Source organism: Paenarthrobacter sp. TE3676, assembly GCF_056279165.1.
The window spans coordinates 461,559-483,720 of the sequence record NZ_JBWBQU010000002.1 but is presented as its reverse complement, the minus strand read 5'-3'; the positions used below and the strand labels follow the sequence as shown (position 1 = coordinate 483,720).

The following is a 22,162-nucleotide window of genomic DNA, read 5'->3' as shown; positions in this document are numbered from 1 at the left end:
CACGTGGAACGCCCGGTGCGGGATCCTTTACCGGACGTGAAGTCCTGAGTTCGACATGGTGGACCGTCTGGTTGCTAGATGCTGTCCCATGGGCTGGATTCATATATCTTTCCGATGGCATGAACAGGCGCCTCGTCGTTGAATACAACTGTGCCAATCTTTGAGACGGCCCCAACGCCGATAGAACTCGTGATGAATGCTCCGGAGAATCCGGAAATATCGTTTAGCGTGACGGGCTGTCTGCGAGTCTTGATTCCCGCGTTTGCAAGGGTGACGTCAAGTATCTGCCAAGTGACCCCGTATAGCGATGGTGCTGATGGCCACACGAGTGTCCCGTCGCCATCAATGAAGGCGATATTGGCTGTGGCCGTTTCGGAGATCTCGCCGTCCGCTGTAGTGAGCAGTGCGTCATCGAAGCCCTGCCGGGTGGCCAAGCGACCAAAGTAGAGCTGGCCAAAACTGCCTACATGTTTGATATGTGCGACGGGCCGTTGATAGATGACCGGAAGAAGGCCAACTGGTGCGGAGGATGGGGCGACGGGCGGACGAACAGCGGTCATGACCCGTATCTCCCCCGGCTCGCTCTCAAAGAGCGTCACCCGGAGATATGAATCAGGCGCATCAACTGCGGCGTCCCGGACCCTGCCTAGGACGATCGCAGGATCAACGACGGTTCCGTACAACTCTGTGTGGGCGGATCGCAGACGATCCAGGTGGAAGGAAAGCCCCCGCACACGCCCGCCGCGAATCTGCATCGCGGTGAAATGCCCGTAGTTGACCAGAGCGAGTTGCGAAATTGTTTCGTCGACAATCTCACGGCCGTCAACTCTGATACTTACATTGCCAGTCATTTCATCAGCCTATGGCAGGGCAGAAATTGCCAACTCGCACCGACTACGACTGGGAGAACTGCTTGGGCTGCCGGTTGATCCGCCACTTCGTCCCGAAAGGGATCCCACATAGGCATGTTCGAATCGAACGTAAGCCGATCCCTGAACGGACGGCGTAGCGTCCGGTGATCCACCGGCCATCGGGACCGGTTCGAAGCCGGACCTTGACGGGACGTGCTCATCCTCATCGCCTGGTCCATCTTGCTTTTTCGCCGCGCGTTTTTGTCCAGGTTCAGGCCGAACCAATGCTCAGTCGCCACCACCGCCGCCCCCGCCGTCACCACCACCACCGCCGCCGCTACCGCCGTCAGCACCGCCGCTATCCCCATCAGTGCCGCCCCGTTCGTCAGAAGACGCAGCCGCACCCCCTACGGCCACACCTGAGTCACCGTGGCCTGCGCCGGTCCGGGCGGACCCAGAGCGTTTGGAGGCCCGCCGGCGGCGCTGCGAGATGACGCCTGAAACGAATAACACCGCGGCCAGCGCTGCGACCCCGACGAAAAAAGCCAGCATCTTGATTGCGCCTTCGTCCATATCAGAATCCGTTCTTAAAGTTCAGCGTGAGGAACAACCCCACGATCCAAGATTTGCACATGGCCCCTTTCACCAGCACTCCGGCAATGGCTTCCACACGCCCGCAAATGTCCACGACGGTCACGCCAAGAAACGCTCTGCGATCCCTCACCGGCAGGGTGGATGCGACCTCCCCCGCCACTTGTCTTAGGGCATTGACCACGCCGTTAGGCTCAGGGCATGAGTTGGCTTAAGAAGCAGCCATCCAAGGGCCAATCCTTGTTCATGGCTGTCATTGCTCTACTGTTGCTGGCAAGCACAGTATTCGCTGTTGTGGTCGAGGGCCGTCGGGCAACAGTTTTTTATTGGGTCACAGTCGTCATTGATGTAGCGCTCTTAGGTTTGAGTATCTGGTTGTACCGTCAAGCGGGAAAGACAACGGACACATGACACTAGCGTGCCGTGCCGACGTCGAAAAGAAGGCTGGGCCCCGCCGCCAATACGCCTGGCGGGGTCCCGAACCGCCCTTTACCGGCCGTAATGCGTTAGAGGATCCTCCACCGGACGCTGCCATATTCTGCCCAAACCACGCCCGATATGCTGCGACGCCGGTTAGTCTGCGTGTATGAAGCCTCGCGGAACTCTCATCGCTGCTCTAGTGCTGGTGATTATCGTGGTTGCAGTCATTGTGGCTTGGACAAGTTTCGGTGACCGCCCAAGCCCCATGACCACTACGGGGCTCAGCAGCGCCCGGTAACCGATCCCTGACCGGACACTTAGAGCATCCGTTGAGTCACCGGTTAACGGGCAGGTCTAAGCCACAACTGCTGAGGGCGCATCGCACGGCTGCCACCAGTTGCGCCAACCCGCGCCTGTGAGCCACCGTCATGGACAGGCTCACCTTCAGTGGCAGCGACTCCTACCGCGTCGCACAACAACTGCGGGCTAACCGGGCCGGTCAACCGACTACGAACGAGGAGGGCCAGGTGTCCTGGTAGCTGAGCGACCGTGGATGATCTTGAGGATTAGGAGGACGGTCACGATGGCGACGAAAACAATGCCGATGATCATGCGATCAGTGGACAGCGGGGGCCAAAAGACTGTTCCGCAGATCAGATACAGCAGACCTATTTGCCACCACGACGGATCTTGATACCGCATCTCATCTCCTGAAGGGAAGAAAGTCATAAGGGCGCGCCTGCCATAGTCGAGGGGAGGCTGCCAGGCCCGCCGGCCTCGCCAAGCACCTCCCACCTTACTCATGCCTCATTCGATGCAATGAGTGGGTCGCAGGGAAAGTCTCCTCGGCCGATCCCTTACCGGGCACTCGTATCCTGTGGGTAGGTTCGAGCATTAAGATCATCAAATGAAAGAACGGCCCCTAGAAGAGGGTGAGGTCCTAGTACTGTCGGTGCTTCTGAGCCGGGCAACGGAATGGAACCGTGGACCGGTTGATCTGGGGGCGCTGAGAGTGTCCGACATGGCCGACGGCGGAATGGGTAGTCTGCGCTTCGATTCGGGCAAGAGTCATCCTCGGTATGGACGAACTATTGCCGAGGGGTGGTTCAAGGACGCAGACGGTATGCCAGTCGCTCTGGCCTTGTATGTGGACCGAGAAGATGACCTCTTTGAGCTGGACAGTTGGAAAGTCGACTTCTCACCCAGGCTGAAGCTTCCACACGATAAGTCCGAACTTCGTGACGGCCCTCCCAGCGGCAACTAGCGACGGAACTCACGGACGGCGCAAAATGGGCGTTCCCTTGCCTTCAGTGAGTTATACGTAGATCCGCCCGGTGAGGGATCCCTCACCGTGCAGAAACTAAGGCCCTCAGCTCTTCCACGGCAGCTGTCAGTTCTTCGCCTGGATCCAAAATGATCTCGCCCTTGGCCGCCCAGGCATTCGGCCGGTCGAAGTCCTCTAGCTCGAAGAAGACACGGACGTGACCATCGTGTTTTGCGGAGAGTCCAAAGTCTCCCTCCAGAGACTTGAAGCTCTTGTCGCCGTCCCAGCCCCGCCAGTTATGTTCGAGTTCCTCGAAATAGGAAAGAAGGGGCGACCATTTGTCGTAGTCGTAGACCCGTTTACTGGCACGAAGTCCTTCAAGGTCCACCGTGACTATGAGGTAATCGGACGTCCCGTCCGAATTGCGCTCACTTTGTTCAACACGGAAGTGGAACGCGCCCTGATGACCGATGAACACTTCATTCATGACCTCATTCTGCACCAGTTGGGTATCTCGTCTTCGCAGCCAATCACTTGAGGCGGGCAGAGTTGTAATGGCGTTCGCGATGCGCGTCTCGGTGAGGGATCCCTCACCGGACAGTAGCTAGCTTCTTGCCTCGGGCAGGTTTGGCCTCTCAAGCAGTCGAGGATTCCTTGCGCCGCCATGCGTTTCTTCCCACACGAAACTGAATCACTGCTTTCCTACTCCCCGGTCGTCTGCCTGGCTCGAAAAATAGAGAAATCGCTATGGTCAAGCCAAGCTATGCTCGGGACCAAGACTGAGAACTGAGAAACGGCTGAAAGCGGACACAATGAAGCCTTGGGTTCACCCGCAGGAGAAACGCTCCAGGATTTACTGGTCGATTCAGATTGCCGTGGGTGTGGTTGCAATGATTGGGATACCGATTCTCCTTCTGAGGGAGCCGACAGTGGACCATGTCATGATCTCTGTAGCCGTCGTCCTTATCGGCATCGCGGCGGTGGTTTTCAGCATAAGGGAGCTCAGAAGGCTGCCAAATGAATACCGGCATGAGGAAGAGGGGGAAGACAACCCTACTGGTCAGGCTTGAAGGATTGTGGCCGCCTGCCGGTACCTTAACGCGAAACACCCTCGCCTAGCGGAAGAAACCGCCGGATGCCACATAGGCCAAAGGAAATTAATGCACCTGTTCTATCTAGCCTTCGCGATACTTTGCGCACTCCTCATCCTGGTTCTACTTCTACGTGCAGTAGTTAGACTGAAAAAAGAAAAGCTGACGATTGCCCGCCGAGAGTATTGGCTGATCATAGCTGCCGCCCTCGTAGGCCTCGGATGCATGGTGTTGTTTGCAGTCAGTAACTAAGTTGGCACGACCAAGTTACAAGTGCTTTCACCGCATGGCGGTCCCAGTAGCCGGCGCGAGGCGCACGTCCATCGAAAGGATGGGGTCTTCCGAGGATGCTCATCCTGTTTACATCCCTGACAGTAGAACCCTGCAGAGGCCTTACCCCTTGTCCGTAAGCCGGTCGATCACCGTGCTGCCAAAGCCTGTTGCCACCCTCCGCGCTACTGCGGGCTTGGGCCATGTACGTAAGACCCGCACGATGAAATGAACGGTGACGGGGGGCGGATTCGAGTGGTCGACGCAACACTGGCCTCTATTTGGGGGCAGTTTGTCGTCCCTTGTCGACGCTATATGGCGGTGGTGTCGGCAGCAAATATAGTCAGGCCGTTCTTGGTGGGTTATAAATGCCTGGCGGAAGGTCTAGAGGTTCGCGGTTGCGCAGGACTTCGGGAATGACCCTCGCAATAGCGAGAGGCGTCATTTGCATGTACTCGTCGGAGTAGGTTGCGGAGTATTCGGCCGGGATCCACGGTAGGTTTTCGGGACCGAGAACGTCCGTGAGGGCGTCGCGGTCCAGTGGCTCGTCGCTGAAGGCACGGAACAGCCCCCCGTTGTGCTCTTCGGCGCTTGGACCAAGAAAACGACCAATTTCGGGTGTGAGCCGGGGCCCGGCCCATACCCACCAGAGCGGGTAGGGCTGGAAACCCACCCACTGTGGGGGGCGCATGTTGAAGATGGGCACGCGGCGGGTGTCTTGGTAGCGTCTCACTTCGGCCGAAGCGTAGAGCGCCCCAAGCTCGGTTGCCACGGCAAGGAAGAACCGGCGAAGTGCGCTCCTGAGCGGACTATCGGCGAGGGCATGACCGTCCACGACCAGGGTGATTCGGGTGAACGGGTTACCTGCGGAGAGCTGCGGGGCCTCGATCTTTCCGTAGGTGACCGGTGCCGGGTTCTTGTAGTAGATGTCCCAGCCATTGGAATCGTCGTTGTAAAACTCATCGATGAAACCTTCTTCGCCGCTGGAATCGAACCGGAACTGAAGGGGTTCGTACTTGCCGAAACGCACGGGGACTGCTTCGGGAAGAACCTCTCGGGCGATCCGGAGATAGCCCTCCAGAAAGTCTGTCGGGAGGTCCTCTTCCAGGATCAGCCAGCTGATCCAAACGTCTCGTCGGTCCGGCTTCGGCTCCGTTCTTGGTGGTGCTTTTACGGTCCTGGGTTGGGGCCAGAGGTCGCCTGTTTGTTCGTCCATGATTACGCCTTGGCAGGCTTTGGCTAGTTTCCGGGCGAAACGTATACCGTGCGGGATCTCAGCCTCCTGGGTGCCTTCGACCAGGACCTGGAACATTGTCGTGGCCTCAGGTAGGACCGCGGTGATCTCCTCCGGGAGGTCTTCGGCCTCGACGGAGAACGGCCCGTCAACGGTGAAGCTGTAGCCGCGCTTTACTCCGCGAAGGACGAGGACGCCTTGGTCGTTGGAGTTCTCAGGATCGGCGTGCAATCCGCGGGTGTTTCCTACCAGCAGCAACACCTGATCGATGGTGGGGTCTCCCGGGCAGTAAACCGTCAGGTCATAAGACATGCCCACAGGCTAAAGGGGTTTGTGCTTTCGTCAAACAAACGAGACGGCGAGTCCAGTAACGGCACGGGTCAATAGGTCCGTTCTGCGGAAACAAGACAGGCTGATGAACACGTTGCGAATCGAGGGGATGATTCAGCTCGTCACGCAAGGTTCCAGGTCGCCTTAGGCATCACTCTAGTCCGGTGCGGATCCGGTACTCGGCCCGGAGGGCCGTTGCTGGGCTCAGGTAGTTCAGACTCTTCCGTGGCCTGGTGTTGAGCTCGTCGCAGACTTTCTCGACGTGCTCGTCTGTGTGCATCGAGAGATCCGTGCCCTTCGGAAAGTACTGGCGGGCCAAGCCGTTGAAGTTTTCGTTCGCGCCGCGTTGCCAAGGGCTGGACCGCTCCGCGAAGTAGATCCGCAGTCCGGTAGCGGCCGCTAATTCCTGGTGACGGGCCATTTCCACGCCCTGATCCCAAGTCAATGTCCGCTTCAGGTGAGAGGGCATTGTTGAGAAGGCAGCGATGATCGCTTGGTTGGTCTGCACTGCGGTGTGTCCGTGTGGGAGGTTGATGATGATTCCGTAGTGGGTCTTGCGTTCTCGTAGGGTAACCATCGCCGAGGCTGAGCCGACGCCCACGATGAGATCACCCTCCCAGTGGCCGGCCTCCGCTTTGGCCTCGACCTCGGCTGGTCGTTCGCTGATCATGGTCATGTTCTGCACGACCGACCCGTGCCCGGATCCGGTCCGCCAACGATGTTTGCGGATCTTCCGCCCCGTGCGCAGCCGCGTCTTGCCGTCCGTTCTTAGTCCACCATGATCGCCAAACAAGAGCGCTTGATAGATCGTCTCCGGGCAGAGCCGCAGTGCTGGTTCGCCGGGAAATTCCAACGCTAACCACCCGCAAATCTGCTCCGGGGACCAGTGACTGGTCAGCTTTGCTTGGACCAGTGCGTGCAGGCGTGGATTAGCCTGCAACTTCCGCTCCCGTGGTCGACGCCGCTGGGTGCGTGCATCGTGATCGGCTACATGGGGTAAGTACCGCCCCTGGGGATCACGGTGCCGGTCGAACTCCCGCTTGATGGTCGACGCATGCCTCCCCAACTCCCTGCCGATTTGCCTTAGAGAGTATCCCATGCGGAGCAGGTCCGCCATGTGAAGCCTTTCGCGCAGGCACAAATATCTGCCCGACGGAGGTTTGAGGCTGGCTCGTGGTTGTTCTGACCTGCGGTTCCGAAGCCTTGTTCCGATAACCCTGCTCACGCCCAACATCCTGCAGGCGGCAGCATTGGATGCACCGGAGCCCACCAATTCCCAATATCGTGTCTCCCGTAAAGCGCGCAGCTTTTGCGCTGGTGACAAGGGAACTGCTAAGCGCTCTGCAACGATCCGCGCAGTGCGGATCACGTCCCGCTCGGCCTTCTGCAGGCGTGCTTTCTCGGCTTCCATGTCCTTCCGACGCTGCGCCTCCCACCTGACGGAGGTCCCCGGCGAGAGCCATAAAGCATTTACAACCTCCGCCAAGGGAAGCCGGCTTCGCAAAACAACGAAACGACGATAGACCCACCGGTAACCGGTCGTATGCTTCACGCCTGCTGATGCGGCAGCAGCTCCTACACTCACGCCAGCCGAGTATGAGGCCCAGAACGTTTCCTCGACCGCATGATCGACTTGGAAGTGATGGCGAACAGTACCTCTCAGGAAGCGTTCGTTCCATTTCTCGGCATTGCGCGAGGTGAAGCCAAGTTCCACTTGGGCCGCCGCATGATCGAGGCCCTCATTTCGGAACCGGAGGTACTCATCACGCAACCACCGATAACCGGTCTCCTTACCTATCCCGGCCACCCGTACTGACTCTCTGAAACTCCTGCCTTCCTTGATGAGGACAAGAAACCTGACACCCGTAGGCGAATCGAACCGTTGATGCATCGAAGGAACTCCCGTATTGGGTGTTGCTTCGACCAACAGAATCCGGGGGGGGATTACTGCAACCATGTTCCTTATGACTGGAATGAAGATCGGTTATGCCCGGGTCTCCACGAACGACCGGGACCTCACCGCGCAGCAAAATGCTCTCTTTGCCCTGGGCGTAGACGAAAAACTGATCTTCGTCGATCACGGACTGACGGGAGCGAACCGGGTCCGCCCTGGGCTCCGTGAAGCGATGGCGGCCTGCCGAGCTGGCGATACGCTCGTGGTGACCAAGCTCGACCGGATGGCCCGTTCTCTTTCTGATGCCAGGGACATTGCCGATGAGCTGACGGCTAAGGGGTTGTACTGAGTCTCGGTGGAAGCACCCACGATCCGACTGATCCGGTAGGCCGTCTGCTGTTCAACGTCCTGGGAATGGTGGCCGAGTTTGACGCGGATCTGATCCGGATGCGTACCCGCGAGGGCATGGCGGTAGCCAAAGCGAAGGGACGTCTGAAGGGCAAGCAGCCAAAATTGTCCAAGACGTAGCGGAAGCACCTCTTGACATTGCATGACGCCGGCGATCATATTCAGGCCGAACTGGCTGAGCTGTTCCGCGTGTCACGGACGACGGTGTACCGCGAGCTCCAAAGGCGCACCATCTGAAGACCGACGCGGAGTCTACTGCTAGGAACACGCCAAATAGCGCCGCAAAAAGACCGCCATTTATCGCCGAAAGTCACAAGGAATTTGTCCTGGGATGTCACTTTAACGAACGTATAAATGACAAGTGAGAACTGCCGTGCTGATCGGATACATGGGCGTCTCGAAAGCCGACGGCTCCCAGACCACCGACCTGCAGCGGGACGCGCTTCTGGCCGCCGGCATCGATGCAGTATCGCTCTACGAAGACCGGGCGTCCGGAAAGAAGGACGACAGACCAGAGCTGACGGCTTGCCTTCGGGCGTTGCGCCGCGGCGACACCTTGGTCGTCTGGAAACTGTTGAGCAAGCGGAATGGCTCGACCCGGACCTAACCGATAGGGCCGACGTCCAACACCTGATGGAGTCCCTGCCGGAACCCACGCTGACTCCGCGCATCGTCACCACCCGCGTGAATAGCACCGGGCAACAGCGCCCCGAGCTGATGAACCAGGTCAGGGGCGGTTCCACGGGCAAGATGACCTCGTCAGGGCACCCATGAGGACGCCCTAACGTTTCAGCACGCCGCAACAGCTTTCCTGCTCCCCGAAAACCAACCCAGCTCAATCTATTGACGCCCCCGATTCCCCATGACACCATGATGACCACATCTTGATACCGGTATCAACATGTTTCAACTCTCTCAGGCGTCATATCGAAAGGACCATCCGTGCTTGGCTTCAAAGAAGAGGAATTCCTCACGCAGACCCGCAGCGCACTGGCGTTGCAGGGGCAGATCGAATCGGTTGTTGACTCCATCCAGCGGCGGGAACTGACCAACCTGTTCCTTATAGGCGCTGGCGGAACCTACGCCGCGATGCTGCCGTACGAGCACTTCATCCGGTCCCGCTCCACCCTGCCTGTCCGCGCGTCCATCGGCAAAGAGCTCATGCTCACGGATGACCCCACGTTCGGCCCCGGTTCCGTGGCTGTCTTTGCCTCCGTTTCGGGCACTACGGAAGACGTTATCGAGGCCATCGAGTTTGCCAAGACCAAGGGCGCCTACACCGTTGGGTTTACAGGATTCGGAGATAGCCCCTTCGCCAAAGCCCTCGATGTCGCCCTGGTGACCGAACCCAAAACCTGGCCGTTCGACATTCCCATGATTCTCTTGAGCGCCCGACTTCTCTCTGCGCGGGGCGAATTTGAAGGGTACGAGGAACTGGCGGCGGAACTAAAGACCGTTCCCGAAAGCTTGGTCGGCGTCGCCCGTCAAGCAGAATCCGTGGCGGAAGCCTTTGCCGAGAAGAACAAGGACGCTGACTACCATTTCCTTGTCGGCACCGGAAACCTCTGGGGCCTCACCTACCTCTATTCCATGTGCATCCTCGAAGAGATGCAGTGGCTTCGCACAACCCGCGTGCACGGTGCAGAGTTCTTCCACGGCTCCCTGGAACTCATCGAAGAAGACACCAGCCTCATGCTGCTCCTGGGCGAGGATGAGACCCGCCCGCTGATGGACCGTGTGGCCAAGTTCGCCGAAAACTACAACAAGAACACCACTTTGCTGGACAGCAAGGACTACGAACTCCCGGGGGTTAGCCCACGATTCCGTGCACTTCTTGCCCCGCTGATTCTGGACACGGTTCTTGACCGTTTCAGCAAGCACCTCGAACGCGTCCGCAACCACTCCCTGGACCTGCGCCGCTACTACCGGGTGGTCGAATACTGACCAACACGACGCCCGCAAAGGCATAAGGCCGCGCTGCGGGCCCGGCTCTGCCCGGGCCCGCAGCTTCGAGACAGGAAGAGCATGAAAGTAATCGGGTTCGGGGACAACATCGTGGACCGTTTTCTCGACCGCAAAGTGATGTACCCGGGGGGAAACTGCGTCAATGTCGCGGTCTTTGCCCGCCGGCTGGGCGTTGAGTCCGCCTACCTCGGCGTCTTTGGCTCGGATCCGCTGGGCGCTTTTGTCCGCGATGCGATTGATGCGGAGGGTGTTGATACCAGTCAGTGCATCATCCGCGACGGCCTCAACGGGGTCACTGAAATCAAAGTGGTGGACGGCGATCGGATCTTCCTGGGCTGGAATGAAGGAGGCGTCACCACTAGTGATCCCTTCGCGCTGGAGGATGAACACCTGAAGTACCTGGCCTCAGCCGATCTGGTGCATTCCAGCGTCTATTCTGCGTCTGAGACCCAGTTGCCTGCCGTTCGAAGCACCGGGACGCTGGTCAGTTTTGACTACTCGTCCGAGCCGGAGCGTCGAACAGACTCCTATCTGATGCAGACGGCGCCCTACGTGGACCTGGCGCTTTTGTCGTGCGGAAACATGACCGTTGCCGCCGTCGAAAATGACCTCAGGCGAGTACATGCGGCGGGCGTTGCGCTTGCGGTGGGGACACGCGGCCAGTCAGGCGCAATGATGTACGACGGCGAACGCTTCCTCACGCAGGCAGCGGCACCCACCGACCCGCTTCGGTTCGCGGACACCATGGGTTGCGGGGATGCCTTCCTGGCGGGACTCGTGGTCAGCCTGCTTGGCTCCGGCTGGAGCCGGGCGTACCGGCCGCCGGCCGACGCTTTGCAGAAAGCCCTGGCTCGTGGCGCGGAGTCGGCCGCGGCCCAGTGTTATGTGGAGGGCGCCTTTGGATACGGCAGGGCAGTCGAGGTAGCGGCCGGGCAGTCGCGGTAGCGGCCGGGCAGTCGCGGTAGCTACTAGGATCTGATGCAGAGACAAATCAACGGACGGAACCGCAAACGCGGATTCCACAACTGAAGGGGGCCGGATGGCGACGGATCATCAGAACCACCCGGCTGCCCCCACCATTACCGAAGTAGCAGCAGCTGCGGGAGTGGGGAGGGCCACGGTCGCCCGAACCCTGGGGAACTATGGTTCGGTCAGTGAAGCCACGCGTGCCAAGGTGATGCGGGCCGCCGAGAAATTGGGCTACCAGCCGAACACGCTGGCTCGAAGCATGACCACAGGGGTCACCAAAACCCTTGGAATTGTGCTGGCGGACGTGGCCAACCCGTTCTTCTCGGGCGTGCTCAAAGGCATCTCGGAAACGGCGAAAACGGCCGGCTACGACGCCATCATCTTGAGCACGGACGAGAAGCTTGAGCTGGAGCGCGATGCCATTGCCGTCTTGATGGCAAAGCAAGTGGATGGCCTCGTTGTGGCCTCCGCGGCCGGCCGGAGCGACGACGTCTCGCATCTGTCCAATGCCATTGACCGTGGAACTCCTGTAGTGCTAATCGACCGCTTGGTGGACAAGCTGGAGACCGATTCGGTGGTCATCGACAACCGGGAAGCTGCGCGATCGGCCGTAGCCTCGCTCATTCACAACGGTCATCGGCGCATTGCGTTCGCGTGGGGGCCGGTGACCCTGAGCCCGGCGACGGACTTGAAACAAATGCACAGCATCCTGGATGAGGCCCTCTGGAGTGATGGTGAACGGTTGAGGGGTTACCTCGACGCGCTCGAAGAGGCCGGGATCCCTTTTGACACTGCTCTCATCACTCACGTCCTCAAGAACGAGGGCCAGGCGACGCGGGCTGTCAGTGGAATGCTGGCTTTGGCGGACCCGCCAACTGCCATTTTCACTACCGAGACTGAGGCGACGGTTGGGGCATTGCATTCGCTCCGCGCCAAAAACCTGCGCCTGCCAAAGGACGTCTCCCTGATCGGGTTCGACGACAGCCCTTGGGCGGCCGTCATGGATCCGCCGCTGACCATGATCCAGCAACCCATGCGCCAGATGGGGGCCGTTGCTTCCCAGCAGCTCATTACCAGGATCGACGGCGATACCTCTGCCCCGAAGAAACACGTCCTGCCTTCCCTGCTCGTCGCCCGTTCCTCGGACGGCCCTGTGCGGGCTGCCCCCAGCGACTAGAAATTCCTCCCTGTAAATTTCTCTAGCGCTCTTCCCCGCTGCCGCAAATCATGATTCACTGTGGTACCGGTATCACAAGTTTCACCCCCAAGTCCCATCCCAGGAGTTACCCCTTCAGCCCGTCTCCGTGAAGCACATCCCAACGGCGGGCATGACTTCCCACTCCCTAGAGGAACCCCCGGCTGATCGGCCCTTCGACCGAAAGAAGACATGATGCGTAAAAGCACCCAATCACTGATGGCATTGATGGCCGGCGCCGCTTTGGCTCTGACCGGCTGTTCCGACGGCGGTAGCCAACCGGCTGCTGTCCTGGATCCCAACGCTGAGCCACAGTACACAGGAACCCTCAGCATCCTCACGAAGTTTGGCGGAGACCCGCTGGAGCCGTACTTTGAGGACTTGGCTGCGGAGTACAAGAAGCAGCACCCGGAAGTGTCCTTCGATCTCATCCAGGAGACGGACCAGAGCATCAAGGACAAGACCAAGACGCTGACCGCTTCCCAGGCCATGCCCGACATCTACTTCACCTGGGCTGGCAGCTGGGCCAACAACTTCATTGATGGAGGACTCGCGGCAGATCTGACCCCGGTCATTGCCCCCGGCACAGAGTGGGGGAACAACTTCGGCGAATCCGCACTGAAGGCATTTGCCAAAGACGGCAAGTACTTCGCGGTCCCGCTCTACAACAACGGCAAGTTCATGGGTTACAACCAGCGGATCTTCAAAGAACTCGGCCTGACACCGCCGTCCACCTTCGACGAACTCATCTCATCGTGCTCCGTGCTCAAGGGAGCCGGCTACGAGCCGATCTCGTTCGGAAACAAGGACGGCTGGCCGGGGCTGCACTACCTGCAGCAACTTTTCGCCTACGAGGTGCCGGCCGAGACGCTGCAAGCAGACTTCAGCCCGGAAACGGCCAAGCTCGAGGACAAGGGTTACCTCAAGGCCATGGACCAGTTCACCACCTTGGTCAATGAGTGCACTGGTAGCGGCAAAGACTCCAACGGTGTTCTCTACACCACGGCGCAGCAGGCATTGGCTGAGGGGAAGTCAGGTATGTACTACCAGGAGATCCTGGAGTTCGACTCCACCGCATCTGCCGAGTCAAAGCTCAAGCAGGATGGATTAGGTATCTTCAAGCTTCCGGCGGCAACAGACGCCAAGGGCGATCCGAAAGCAATTGAAGGTTCCCCCGAGGGCTACATCATCAATGCGCGTTCCAAGAACGCCGCACTGGCAGCAGATTTCATGAAGTTTGCCACCAACAGCCAGAATGCTGCGAAACTCTCCGCTCCGCCGTATGGGCAGCCCAGCGCAGTCAAGGGCGCAGTTTCCACTGAAAATTCTTCCGGACCTGTCATCGAGGGCATCAAGCAAGTTAATGAAGCGTCCGCGGCGATAACCTGGCTGGACTCCGTTACTGTTCCCGCGGTGGCTGATGCCTGGCTCGCCGGCGGTGAGGCCTTGGTGGCCGGAACTCAGACCCCCGATCAGGTTCTTGCCTCCGTCCGTGCAGCTTCCAGTGCAGCAAAGTAGCAGGCGAAGCCATGACCGTTTCCGATACTGCCTGGAAGCCGGCGGCCCCGCCACCGGCGCCCGTTTCCACTAAGTCCCCGAAAGACCGGGCTGCCAAGTCTGCGCGAACACGTCGCTGGCGCAACGTTGTGTGGGTGCTGCCGGCTGTCCTGCTGCTGGGTGTGTTCGCCTACCTGCCCTTGGTGCAGAACCTTGGCTTCAGTTTCCTCAAGTGGGATATCTACAGTGGCCGCCAAACCTTTGTGGGAGCGGACAATTACGTCCGCATGTTCAACGACCCCATCTTCTGGAAGTCACTCCTTAACAACACGCTCTACGCGGTCATCTCCATCGCATTCCAGGTATTCGGGGCGATGATCCTCGCTGCGATGATCGAGGGACTACGGAGCCAACGCTGGAGGGGAATCCTTCGAGCCGTCTACTTTGTACCCTCCGCGATCTCTCTGACAGTCGCTGGTCTCTTGTTCTACTTCATCTACGAACCCGAGATGGGCATCCTGAACGCGTCCCTGGACTTCCTGGGCCTCGGAAACTTCACTCAGGCCTGGCTGGGCCAGGAAAACACGGCGATCTTTGCCATCATCGCAATGAGCCAGTGGCAAGGCTTCGGGTATTGCACGCTTCTCTTCTCGGTGGCACTCCAGCGGATCCCCTCGGAGCTGTATGAAGCAGCGTCCATCGACGGCGTTGGTCCCTTCCAGCGATTCTTTTCGATTTCTTTGCCGCTCGTCAGGGAAATGACCGGCCTCATGATGATTGTCACGGTGTCCGGAGCCTTCCAAGTGTTCAACGAGGTCATGGTGATGACCAGCGGAGGACCGAACAATTCCAGCCAGGTCCTCGGCACCTGGCTCTACAGAAGCGGATTCGTCCGCAACGACTTTGGCTACGCGGCCGCCGTCGCCACTGCTGTCTTCATCATCACGCTGGTCTTGGCCGTCATTCAGCTTCGTATCTCCAAGAAAAGGAGGGTCCAATGGTGACGCGCTCAGCTGTACTGCTGGTACTCGGCCGGGTCCTGATCAAAGCGTTCCTGGTTGCCCTCGCCGTCGTCGTTATTTATCCGTTGGTCTGGATGATGCTGAACGGCGTGAAGTCCAACTCCGAGCTGTTCTCCAATCCCTTCGCCCTCCCCGTTGCGTGGAAATGGGATAACTACGTCACTGCATGGAATCGGGGAGTGGGTGACTACCTGACTACCAGCGTTTTGGTCACGGTTGCTTCCACCGTTGCGACTGTATTCATCAGTGCTTGGGCAGCCTATGGACTGACCAGGGTGAACATCCCCTTCAACAGGGTGGTGCTCGTTCTCATCCTTGGCGGCCTCATGCTTGCTCCCACGGTTGCCCTGATCCCGCTGGTCAAGATGTTCCAGAGCTTGGGTCTCTACAACAATCTCTGGGCATTGCTGATTCTGTACACGGCGTTCCGTGTTCCGTTCACAACGTTCCTCATCCGGGCTTACATGATGGACCTGCCCGCAGAGGTGGATGAGGCAGCATCAGTGGACGGCGCTTCCAAAGCCCGGGCGTTCTGGCAGGTCATTCTGCCCATGTGCAAGCCGATCCTGGTTTCGACTGTCCTCCTCAACATCCTGTTTACGTGGAACGAGTACCTGTTTGCCATGGTCTTCACCAGCGGGGGAGCGTTGCAAACCCTGCCGGTTGGGCTGACGAATCTTATGTCCAAGCACGGCACGGACTACCCCGTGGTGTTCGCGGGCATGGCCATCGCCGCAATTCCAGTGATTGTGCTCTTCTTCGCCGGGCAGCGGTACTTTATCCGTGGACTTGCCGATGGAGTTGGTAAGTAGCTGGGGGTTGTCCTACCGCTACGCGAGCGTCGCACACCCTGATGGCGGCGACGCTCGCGCGGTACGTCACGCGATGCTAGGCCTTTAGTTTGGGCTTCACATCCTTGTTGTAGATACCTTCCAGGGTTCCTCTGAGCTCGGTCAGCGTCGACTTCACATCGGCTTTTTCGTTCATGATTTTGGTAGCAGCCTTGGCCAACTCCTGGTCTCCGCCGGGGAGGAACGTTCGCGCGAAGTCCTGGGTCCTGGTTACTTTGAGCTGGTCCACCACGGTTTGAAACTCCGGTGTCTGAGCAACAATCGACGAAATATCTGCTGCCGCAGCCACCGGAAGGTACCCGGTAGCTGCAGACAAAGCCGTTGTGCTCTGCGCGTTGGTCACAAAGGTCACAAATTTGGCGGCTGCCAGCTGACGTTCCGGAGAAGTCTTGCTGGCCACCACCAAGCCTGAGCCGCCGGTTGGGCAAACTTGCGTACTCGCGGTGGAGCCTCCCGGCAAGAATCCGACGCCGATCCTCATGTTTGCTTCCTTCGCCGCCTTTAAGGTGGCAGCCAGGTCTGCGGACGAGCTGATGGTGGCACTTACCGCCCCTGCCTGCAGATCCGTGATGGCGTTCTTGGACGAGACTCCCGCCCAGCCATGTTTCACAATGGAATCCTGCACCCACTGCATTGCAGCGGTGGAAGCCTTTGAATCAGCCGTAATCTCCCATTCCTTTGACCAACTGCCGCCTTGTCCCCAGAGAACGTTCTGCAGGGTCCACCCGGCATAACCCGCGATCGCCGGGTATTGATAGGCATTCTGGTATCCGGAGCCCGCCGAATTTGCAGACTTGATTCCGGGCGCCCACTCGGCGAATTCCTCCCAGATTGCGGGTGCGCGTTCAGGCACGCCCGCAGCCTTGAAATGGTCCTTGTTGAAGTAGAACAACGGCGTGGAGCGGGCATACGGGACGGCCCATTGCTGGTTAGCGTGTTTGTAATCGCCGATCAGGCCGGGGTTGTAGTCGGAAGTGCTCACGCCGACGGCTTTCAGGAGATCGTCAATTGGCAGGATGGCCCCCGAAACGGCGTACCGGAACCACCACACGTCAGAAGCGACAACGACGTCCGGTACTTCACTGCCTGCCTGGGCGGTTTGGAACTTTTGTGCCACTTCCTCGTAGTTTGATCCGCCCGTGATGAGGTTGACGGTGATGCCCGGGTTTGCTGACTGGAAGGCTTCAATCAGCTTCATTTCCGTGTCCCGGGATTTCCCTGGGTGGCTGGACATAAAGCTGATACTTGAGGCCGGCTTGATCTTGGACCATTCGTCCGGGGAAAGAGTCTTGAGCGCCGTGCCGGCACCGTCGGTGGAGGGGCCCGCGCACGCTGCCGTAGCTGCGGCGCCGAGAGTGGCTCCGGCCAAACCGAGGAAGTGCTTTCGGGTAAGTGATATCGACATGGAAAAGCTGCCTTTCTAGTGGTCGAAGTGCATTGAGCAGAACTTCGATGTGGTGGGCTTCAGCCTGTGACTGAGCCTTGAGTGAGGCCGGAGACGATGTAACGCTGCAATGCAGCAAAGATGACCAGAATCGGCAGGAGGACGATCACGGCGCCGGCCATGAGCATGCCCCAGTTCTGCGTGCTGCCATCACTATTGACCAGCTGCGTCAGCCCGACGGGAAGGGTCATCATGTCCGGATGGTCCGTGACGATGAGCGGCCAGATGTACTCGTTCCACTCGGAAACGATGGTTACCAAAGCAACGGTCGCGATGCTTGGCACCGACACGGGCACAACAATCCTCCAGAGCTTTCGCCAGTGTCCCGCGCCGTCGATTTCCGCTGACTCCATGATTGCCTGAGGCAGGGTAAGGAAGTGCTGCCGCAGGAGGAAGGTGCCGAAGGCGGTTCCCAGGCCGGGAAGGATGATCCCCCAATAGGTATTCAGGCCTCCCATTCCAGCTATCAGCACATAGTTGGGAAGAACCGAAACCTGCGGTGGGACCATCAGCGCCACCAGGATCAGCAGGAAGATGACCCTCTTGAACGGGAATCGGACAAAGACCAGGGCATAGGCCGTAAATACGGCCAGGATGCATTTGATCGTGGACCCAACAACGGTAACGATGACGCTGTTGAGGAAGAACCGGGCGAACGGCACGGTGGACGCTGCGTCCGCATAGTTCTGCAGGTTCGGGTCTTTTGGGAGCAGGGTCAGGTTTGTTGTGACTATTTCCCCTGGTGCCTTCAATGACGACAGCATCATCCACAGGAGAGGAACGAAAACAACGAGCGTTGCCAGAATGAGTGGAACGTAACCTCCCGCGATGGTCCTGCCCAGGTTTTGCCAGGAGAGCGGACGGTCGCGGGTGGGAGGAGCTTCAGTGGTATCGGTGCTCATGAGTAGTGAACCTTTCGCTCCACAAACCGCAACTGCACGGCTGTCATGATGAGCAGGCCCACGAACAAAACAACGGAGATAGCCGCCGAGTATCCCGCCCGGTTGTAGGAACCGAACGCTTGAAGGTAGGAATCGAAGATCAAAGTGCTGGTTCCGTTGCCTGATGGAGTCATGATCCGAATGATGTCGAACGCCTGCAGGGAGCTTAGTAATGAGGTGATCAGGAGGAAGAACGTGGTGGGGGACAGCAGGGGAACCACAATCGACACGAAGCGCCGGACATTGCTGGCACCGTCCAAGGCCGCTGCTTCCATGAGCTGCGTGGGAATGGACTGCAGGCCGGCCAGATACACCACGGCGCAGTAGCCGAGATTTTTCCAGACATAAACGATGGTGACCATCACAAGGGCAAGCTTCGGATCATTTACCCATTGCGGGCTTGCCTGCCCCACACCGCGAAGGATCCAGGAAAGGACGCCGTACGTCGGATCGAAGATGAACAGCCATACCAAGCCGACGCCCACGCCTGAAAGGACGTAGGGGGCGAAGACCACAGCCCTTGCAAAGGTCCTGCCTTTGAGTCTCTGATTCAGCGCAAGCGCCACCAGAAGACCCAGAATCATGGCGCCACCAACAGTCGTGACGGTAAATACGGCGGTGATGCCCAAGACGCTTGAAGCATCCGGAGACGTGAAGAACTCCACATAGTTGCCTACACCCACGGCAGTGGCACTGGCGGACCCTAGAGTCCAGTCCAGAGTGGAGTAGTAGATGTTCGTGAGGAGCGGACGGTAAGTGAATAGAAGGATGAGCAGGACATTGGGTGCCGCAAATGCAGCAAATACCCAGGCGTCCCTTTGCGTTCTTCGATTCCAGCGTCGCCTCTTGATGCCGGCTATTGGCGGTCTATTGACCGGCCCCCGGCTTGATTCAGCACCGTGGCTTTCCCGGTGAACCCGTTCATGCATTCCACCCGGCGCCGTAGAGGCGGCGACCGGTGCGCCATTTGTGTTTGATCTGCCCATAGAGAACCCTCACGTTGACCCCCTCGTCATCGCTGTCCGGGCGATTTAGCACTTGCTGAAAAGCGGTTGTTTCATATTTGACCTGACAACTTAACCTCAGGTCATTGCTCAACCTACACACTTATGTGAGCTATCACAAGACTCATTTTCGGAATTGTGGATATCGCCGATTCCGCTGCCAGCGCGGGGTTTCTGACCTCACACGAGCGCTGAAAATAGCATGTAGTTACATTCTGACAAAGCCTTGGGGGAAGATCTGCACAAACGTGCAGATCCATTGACTGGAACGTCCACACGTTGGAAGCATTGCAGCCAGACCGGCTCACGCCGCGTTTAATTTTCGAACGGCTTCTGCCTGGAACATCCGCTATCGGACTGGGTCTTCCACTTGGACTACAGAAGAAGGGGGTCTTACCGAGTAACAGGAACAGGAGCATGAAGTGATCTTCAGCGCTGATACGCAGTGGTGGCATATGTGCTTGGCCTTGGCCGTGGCGCTTGTATTGTCCACCGCCATTGGATTTGAACGTCAAAGCAAAAACAAGTCGGCGGGTATGCGAACACACGCCATGGTGGGTTTGGGTGCTGCGTTGTTCATGGTGGTCAGCAAATATGGGTTTAGCGACGTGCTGACGGTGGATTTGGTGCGGTTGGATCCCTCCCGCCTGGCGGCACAGGTAGTGTCCGGCATTGGCTTCATCGGAGCTGGGCTTGTATTCGTGAGGCGAAATCAGGTGCGGGGCCTCACCACGGCCGCCTCCGTTTGGGTGACTGCAGCTGTCGGAACTGCCGCGGGAGCTGGCTTGGTGTTGCCCGCAGTGTTCGTTACTGCAGCCCATTTTGTCATCGTCTACGTCTACCCTGTGGTGACCGGGAAACTTCGCTTCGGCTTTCCGAGCCAGTGGCTGCTCAGAGTTAGCTGCGTGGATGGGGTCGGCGCCCTGAGGGATGTTCTCCATACATGTACCGAGCAAGGATTTCGCGTTCAGGGCTTTGCCACTATGCGGGGTTCGGGAGAATCCAAGGGCGTGATGGACCGATTGATGCAAGGCTCGGAAACCGCTGTGGCTGACCTCGTTGAAATTGAGCTGGAAATTGAAGGAACCATGGCTGCATCGGACATCGTGGCCAGGCTCTCCCAGCTCTCCACTGTCACTGAAGTTTCCGTCGTTGACGAAGCCGAGTAGGGAGCACAAGTGATTGAGATTCAAGGACACCGGGGCGTATTGGCCGATCGTCACGGCAACACCCTGGCGAGCTTCGTCGAGGCGCTCCGTCTTGGCGTCGATGCCATTGAAGTGGACGTCTGGCTCACTTCTGATGGCCAGCTTGCGCTGCGCCACGATGCGGTTATCGATGATAGGGACATCAGGCTTGAGAAGCTTCGTGAAGCCAAAGTAGAGAAGCACCCCGCGACGACAACCGACGTCGATATCGAAACCCGTGTGCCATCACTTTCTGAAACCTTGGCTCTTCTGCGTTTTGCCAATGCCAGTGGCGTCATTTTGGATATTGAGGTCAAAACTGAGGGGGCAGCTTGGGACGAGTACGGTCATGGGATTGTGACGGCGCTGTCCAAGGTCTTGGCGGCTCATCAAGATGAACAAGCTTTGCGGGTCAGGAGCTTTGATCCCCAAATCATCAAGGCAATGTCCGGCGTATTGCCGGGAGTCCCTTTGGTCGCGCTCAGCAGGGCAACCCCGTCCCGGTCTCCCGGACTCTACCCGTCGACTGCTCAAGACCTGGTGGACGCGGCCTTGGCCACCGGAGCGTCCGCCGTTGCGCCGGCCGTTGGAATTCTCGACGCCGGTTTGGTCGCCATAGCCCATGCCGCTGGACTGAAGGTGTTTCCGTGGACATTGGAGACAGGCGAAGAGATCAGCGCCGCAGCCGGTCTTGGCGTGGATGGAATATGCGTGAATGACGTCGCCATGGCCCGGCGAGCTTTGACTGAGCTGGGCAAGCCGCTTCCAGCGGCCCGCGCGATATCGCTGCCTCTTCTGCACCCCGCTACCTCCGCCTGATCGGGAAGGAGCCGCTGGGCTCAATGTCACTGTATTCCTGTGCCGGGGCAGCCCCAGGAGTTGGGGTTTTCCTGGCAGGTGTCGGCGACGAGTGCTTTTTCTGTTTTCCAGACTTGGATGGTTTTGGCGGGTGTGGTGATGTCCAGGGTTCCGTTGATGGGTAGTGGTGGTCCGTTGTTGACGGAGTAGGTGCCGGTGAAGCTGGTGGTGAGGGTGGCTTGGTAGTTGCCGGTGTCTGTGTAGATGTGGCTGGTGCGTGTCTCGTTGTTGAGCCATTCGGCTTCGGGGATGGAGTAGCCGGCGGCGGGTGTTGGTCCGAGGGTGGTGCCGTCGCCGAAGGTGTAGCTGTAGTTGGCGGGTGTGGCGGTTAGGTGGACTGTTTGGCCGAGGATGGTGACGTCGAAGCCTTGTTCGCCGGTGGTGGCGTAGAAGTTGGTGGGTCCGCCTTTGAGGGTGTGGGGGAAGGGCTGGGCTTCGAGGTTTCCCGGGTTGACGGGAAGTTGTCGGAAGTCGGTGAGGATCCTAGCCGCGATGTTGGCCAGGACGTTCTCGGGCTCGGGGTCGTAGAGGCAGGTGGGTCCGCTGACAGGGATCCAGTCTGTCCAACCGGGGTTGGTGATCGCCTTTGGTGCCTCCTTCCAAATGACTGGCGTGCCTTCTTCGCCTGCGGGCGTGGTGGCAGGGCAGTCGAGAGCGTCGCAGCCCGGGTCCTTGGTGTCGGGTCCGTCGGCACGGCAGTGGGTATCAGCCAAGTACTGATTTGGATCCTCCGAACCTGCAGGGGAGCTTGACGTTCCACCGAGATTGGATATCAGCTGTCCGGTTGTAGGGTCGATTTTGAACCGGGCACCAATATCAATTCCACCATCGCCTGCATTGTGTGCAGCCCATGTGTCATCAGCATTCGCGGACGGT

The 22,162-nt window shown here is 58.8% G+C and carries 23 protein-coding genes and 1 pseudogene; 14 read left to right on the top strand and 10 right to left on the bottom strand.

The genetic code is table 11. The features are described 5' to 3' along the window. Nucleotides 1-74: 74 nt before the first annotated feature. Nucleotides 75-851 (bottom strand): aminotransferase class IV, encoded by a 777-nt coding sequence (locus ACZ881_RS06140; RefSeq protein WP_476113327.1) that lies wholly within the window; start codon nt 849-851, stop codon nt 75-77. A gap of 288 nt (nt 852-1,139) precedes the next feature. Then, nucleotides 1,140-1,424 carry a hypothetical protein gene (locus tag ACZ881_RS06135; protein ID WP_476113325.1) on the bottom strand — a complete coding sequence of 95 codons (285 nt, stop codon included), beginning with the start codon at nt 1,422-1,424 and terminating at the stop codon, nt 1,140-1,142. Nucleotides 1,425-2,028: 604 nt separating this feature from the next. Here ACZ881_RS06135 and ACZ881_RS06130 point away from each other — a divergent pair. Continuing rightward, nucleotides 2,029-2,160: a hypothetical protein gene (locus ACZ881_RS06130; RefSeq protein WP_476113322.1), complete on the top strand. Its 132-nt coding sequence runs from the start codon at nt 2,029-2,031 to the stop codon at nt 2,158-2,160. Between the two features lie 209 nt (nt 2,161-2,369). Here the strand turns inward: ACZ881_RS06130 and ACZ881_RS06125 are convergent, their stop codons facing one another. Then, nucleotides 2,370-2,564 carry a hypothetical protein gene (locus ACZ881_RS06125; RefSeq protein WP_476113320.1) on the bottom strand — a complete coding sequence of 65 codons (195 nt, stop codon included), beginning with the start codon at nt 2,562-2,564 and terminating at the stop codon, nt 2,370-2,372. A 205-nt stretch (nt 2,565-2,769) separates the two neighbouring features. On the opposite strand from ACZ881_RS06125, the gene ACZ881_RS06120 reads away from it, so the two are divergent. Then, the gene (locus tag ACZ881_RS06120) at nt 2,770-3,126 is read left to right on the top strand and encodes a DUF6984 family protein (protein ID WP_476113317.1); all 357 of its coding nucleotides are present in this window, start codon (nt 2,770-2,772) and stop codon (nt 3,124-3,126) included. 82 nt (nt 3,127-3,208) lie between these two features. On the opposite strand, the gene ACZ881_RS06115 is transcribed toward ACZ881_RS06120, so the two are convergent. Next, nucleotides 3,209-3,613, bottom strand: coding sequence for a DUF6228 family protein (locus tag ACZ881_RS06115; protein WP_476113315.1), 405 nt, complete (start codon nt 3,611-3,613; stop codon nt 3,209-3,211). Nucleotides 3,614-3,938: 325 nt separating this feature from the next. Between ACZ881_RS06115 and ACZ881_RS06110 the strand changes: the two genes are divergently transcribed. Next, nucleotides 3,939-4,196, top strand: a complete 258-nt coding sequence (locus tag ACZ881_RS06110; protein ID WP_476113313.1) for a hypothetical protein — start codon at nt 3,939-3,941, stop codon at nt 4,194-4,196. A gap of 634 nt (nt 4,197-4,830) precedes the next feature. Here the strand turns inward: ACZ881_RS06110 and ACZ881_RS06105 are convergent. Both ACZ881_RS06105 and ACZ881_RS06100 read right to left on the bottom strand, forming a co-directional pair. Next, complete coding sequence (locus tag ACZ881_RS06105) at nt 4,831-6,033, bottom strand: hypothetical protein (protein ID WP_476113311.1); 1,203 nt, start codon at nt 6,031-6,033, stop codon at nt 4,831-4,833. Nucleotides 6,034-6,202: 169 nt separating this feature from the next. Further along, a complete protein-coding gene (locus ACZ881_RS06100; protein WP_476113885.1) occupies nt 6,203-7,285 on the bottom strand; it encodes an IS30 family transposase in 1,083 nt (360 codons plus the stop codon). Between the two features lie 390 nt (nt 7,286-7,675). Here ACZ881_RS06100 and ACZ881_RS06095 point away from each other — a divergent pair, with 390 nt between their 5' ends. From ACZ881_RS06095 to ACZ881_RS06055, 9 genes and pseudogenes are all read left to right on the top strand, one after another. Beyond that, entirely contained in the window at nt 7,676-7,867 is a 192-nt protein-coding gene (locus tag ACZ881_RS06095; protein ID WP_476113309.1) for a hypothetical protein, read from the top strand. A gap of 148 nt (nt 7,868-8,015) precedes the next feature. Continuing rightward, nucleotides 8,016-8,590: pseudogene (locus tag ACZ881_RS06090) on the top strand (recombinase family protein). Between the two features lie 124 nt (nt 8,591-8,714). Then, on the top strand, nt 8,715-8,960 hold the full coding sequence (locus tag ACZ881_RS06085; protein WP_476113307.1) for a recombinase family protein: 246 nt from the start codon (nt 8,715-8,717) through the stop codon (nt 8,958-8,960). Between the two features lie 335 nt (nt 8,961-9,295). Continuing rightward, entirely contained in the window at nt 9,296-10,297 is a 1,002-nt protein-coding gene (locus ACZ881_RS06080) for an SIS domain-containing protein (RefSeq protein WP_476113304.1), read from the top strand. Between the two features lie 81 nt (nt 10,298-10,378). After that, entirely contained in the window at nt 10,379-11,263 is an 885-nt protein-coding gene (locus ACZ881_RS06075; RefSeq protein WP_476113301.1) for a PfkB family carbohydrate kinase, read from the top strand. Between the two features lie 94 nt (nt 11,264-11,357). Beyond that, nucleotides 11,358-12,464, top strand: coding sequence for a LacI family DNA-binding transcriptional regulator (locus ACZ881_RS06070; protein WP_476113299.1), 1,107 nt, complete (start codon nt 11,358-11,360; stop codon nt 12,462-12,464). A 210-nt stretch (nt 12,465-12,674) separates the two neighbouring features. Continuing rightward, complete coding sequence (locus ACZ881_RS06065; RefSeq protein ID WP_474659963.1) at nt 12,675-14,000, top strand: ABC transporter substrate-binding protein; 1,326 nt, start codon at nt 12,675-12,677, stop codon at nt 13,998-14,000. 11 nt (nt 14,001-14,011) lie between these two features. Then, the gene (locus ACZ881_RS06060) at nt 14,012-14,983 is read left to right on the top strand and encodes a carbohydrate ABC transporter permease (RefSeq protein ID WP_476113296.1); all 972 of its coding nucleotides are present in this window, start codon (nt 14,012-14,014) and stop codon (nt 14,981-14,983) included. Continuing rightward, entirely contained in the window at nt 14,977-15,813 is an 837-nt protein-coding gene (locus ACZ881_RS06055) for a carbohydrate ABC transporter permease (RefSeq protein WP_178993481.1), read from the top strand. The genes ACZ881_RS06060 and ACZ881_RS06055 overlap by 7 nt, the downstream gene beginning before the upstream one ends. Nucleotides 15,814-15,889: 76 nt before the next feature. Here the strand turns inward: ACZ881_RS06055 and ACZ881_RS06050 are convergent, their stop codons facing one another. The 3 genes from ACZ881_RS06050 to ACZ881_RS06040 are packed head-to-tail and all read right to left on the bottom strand — an operon-like array spanning nt 15,890 to nt 19,166. After that, on the bottom strand, nt 15,890-17,257 hold the full coding sequence (locus tag ACZ881_RS06050; protein WP_476113294.1) for an ABC transporter substrate-binding protein: 1,368 nt from the start codon (nt 17,255-17,257) through the stop codon (nt 15,890-15,892). A 59-nt stretch (nt 17,258-17,316) separates the two neighbouring features. Next, nucleotides 17,317-18,198: a carbohydrate ABC transporter permease gene (locus ACZ881_RS06045; RefSeq protein WP_476113292.1), complete on the bottom strand. Its 882-nt coding sequence runs from the start codon at nt 18,196-18,198 to the stop codon at nt 17,317-17,319. Further along, complete coding sequence (locus ACZ881_RS06040; RefSeq protein ID WP_476113883.1) at nt 18,195-19,166, bottom strand: carbohydrate ABC transporter permease; 972 nt, start codon at nt 19,164-19,166, stop codon at nt 18,195-18,197. The genes ACZ881_RS06045 and ACZ881_RS06040 overlap by 4 nt, the downstream gene beginning before the upstream one ends. Before the next feature lie 497 nt (nt 19,167-19,663). Here ACZ881_RS06040 and ACZ881_RS06035 point away from each other — a divergent pair, with 497 nt between their 5' ends. Beyond that, nucleotides 19,664-20,410 carry an MgtC/SapB family protein gene (locus ACZ881_RS06035; RefSeq protein WP_476113289.1) on the top strand — a complete coding sequence of 249 codons (747 nt, stop codon included), beginning with the start codon at nt 19,664-19,666 and terminating at the stop codon, nt 20,408-20,410. A 9-nt stretch (nt 20,411-20,419) separates the two neighbouring features. Then, the gene (locus ACZ881_RS06030) at nt 20,420-21,247 is read left to right on the top strand and encodes a glycerophosphodiester phosphodiesterase (RefSeq protein WP_476113287.1); all 828 of its coding nucleotides are present in this window, start codon (nt 20,420-20,422) and stop codon (nt 21,245-21,247) included. A 26-nt stretch (nt 21,248-21,273) separates the two neighbouring features. Here ACZ881_RS06030 and ACZ881_RS06025 read toward each other — a convergent pair whose 3' ends face one another. Continuing rightward, complete coding sequence (locus ACZ881_RS06025; protein WP_476113284.1) at nt 21,274-21,999, bottom strand: PKD domain-containing protein; 726 nt, start codon at nt 21,997-21,999, stop codon at nt 21,274-21,276. Between the last annotated feature and the right edge of the window lie 163 nt (nt 22,000-22,162).

Bases quoted from the DNA above. Each gene is read 5' to 3' on its own strand.
- ACZ881_RS06045 (WP_476113292.1), bottom strand. From the start codon at position 18,198: ATGAGCACCGATACCACTGAAGCTCCTCCCACCCGCGACCGTCCGCTC.
- ACZ881_RS06115 (WP_476113315.1), bottom strand. From the start codon at position 3,613: ATGAATGAAGTGTTCATCGGTCATCAGGGCGCGTTCCACTTCCGTGTT.
- ACZ881_RS06065 (WP_474659963.1), top strand. From the start codon at position 12,675: ATGATGCGTAAAAGCACCCAATCACTGATGGCATTGATGGCCGGCGCC.
- ACZ881_RS06120 (WP_476113317.1), top strand. From the start codon at position 2,770: ATGAAAGAACGGCCCCTAGAAGAGGGTGAGGTCCTAGTACTGTCGGTG.
- ACZ881_RS06070 (WP_476113299.1), top strand. From the start codon at position 11,358: ATGGCGACGGATCATCAGAACCACCCGGCTGCCCCCACCATTACCGAA.
- ACZ881_RS06060 (WP_476113296.1), top strand. From the start codon at position 14,012: ATGACCGTTTCCGATACTGCCTGGAAGCCGGCGGCCCCGCCACCGGCG.
- ACZ881_RS06130 (WP_476113322.1), top strand. From the start codon at position 2,029: ATGAAGCCTCGCGGAACTCTCATCGCTGCTCTAGTGCTGGTGATTATC.
- ACZ881_RS06125 (WP_476113320.1), bottom strand. From the start codon at position 2,564: ATGCGGTATCAAGATCCGTCGTGGTGGCAAATAGGTCTGCTGTATCTG.
- ACZ881_RS06140 (WP_476113327.1), bottom strand. From the start codon at position 851: ATGACTGGCAATGTAAGTATCAGAGTTGACGGCCGTGAGATTGTCGAC.
- ACZ881_RS06100 (WP_476113885.1), bottom strand. From the start codon at position 7,285: ATGTTGGGCGTGAGCAGGGTTATCGGAACAAGGCTTCGGAACCGCAGG.
- ACZ881_RS06050 (WP_476113294.1), bottom strand. From the start codon at position 17,257: ATGTCGATATCACTTACCCGAAAGCACTTCCTCGGTTTGGCCGGAGCC.
- ACZ881_RS06105 (WP_476113311.1), bottom strand. From the start codon at position 6,033: ATGTCTTATGACCTGACGGTTTACTGCCCGGGAGACCCCACCATCGAT.
- ACZ881_RS06095 (WP_476113309.1), top strand. From the start codon at position 7,676: ATGATCGACTTGGAAGTGATGGCGAACAGTACCTCTCAGGAAGCGTTC.
- ACZ881_RS06110 (WP_476113313.1), top strand. From the start codon at position 3,939: ATGAAGCCTTGGGTTCACCCGCAGGAGAAACGCTCCAGGATTTACTGG.
- ACZ881_RS06040 (WP_476113883.1), bottom strand. From the start codon at position 19,166: ATGCATGAACGGGTTCACCGGGAAAGCCACGGTGCTGAATCAAGCCGG.
- ACZ881_RS06075 (WP_476113301.1), top strand. From the start codon at position 10,379: ATGAAAGTAATCGGGTTCGGGGACAACATCGTGGACCGTTTTCTCGAC.
- ACZ881_RS06055 (WP_178993481.1), top strand. From the start codon at position 14,977: ATGGTGACGCGCTCAGCTGTACTGCTGGTACTCGGCCGGGTCCTGATC.
- ACZ881_RS06135 (WP_476113325.1), bottom strand. From the start codon at position 1,424: ATGGACGAAGGCGCAATCAAGATGCTGGCTTTTTTCGTCGGGGTCGCA.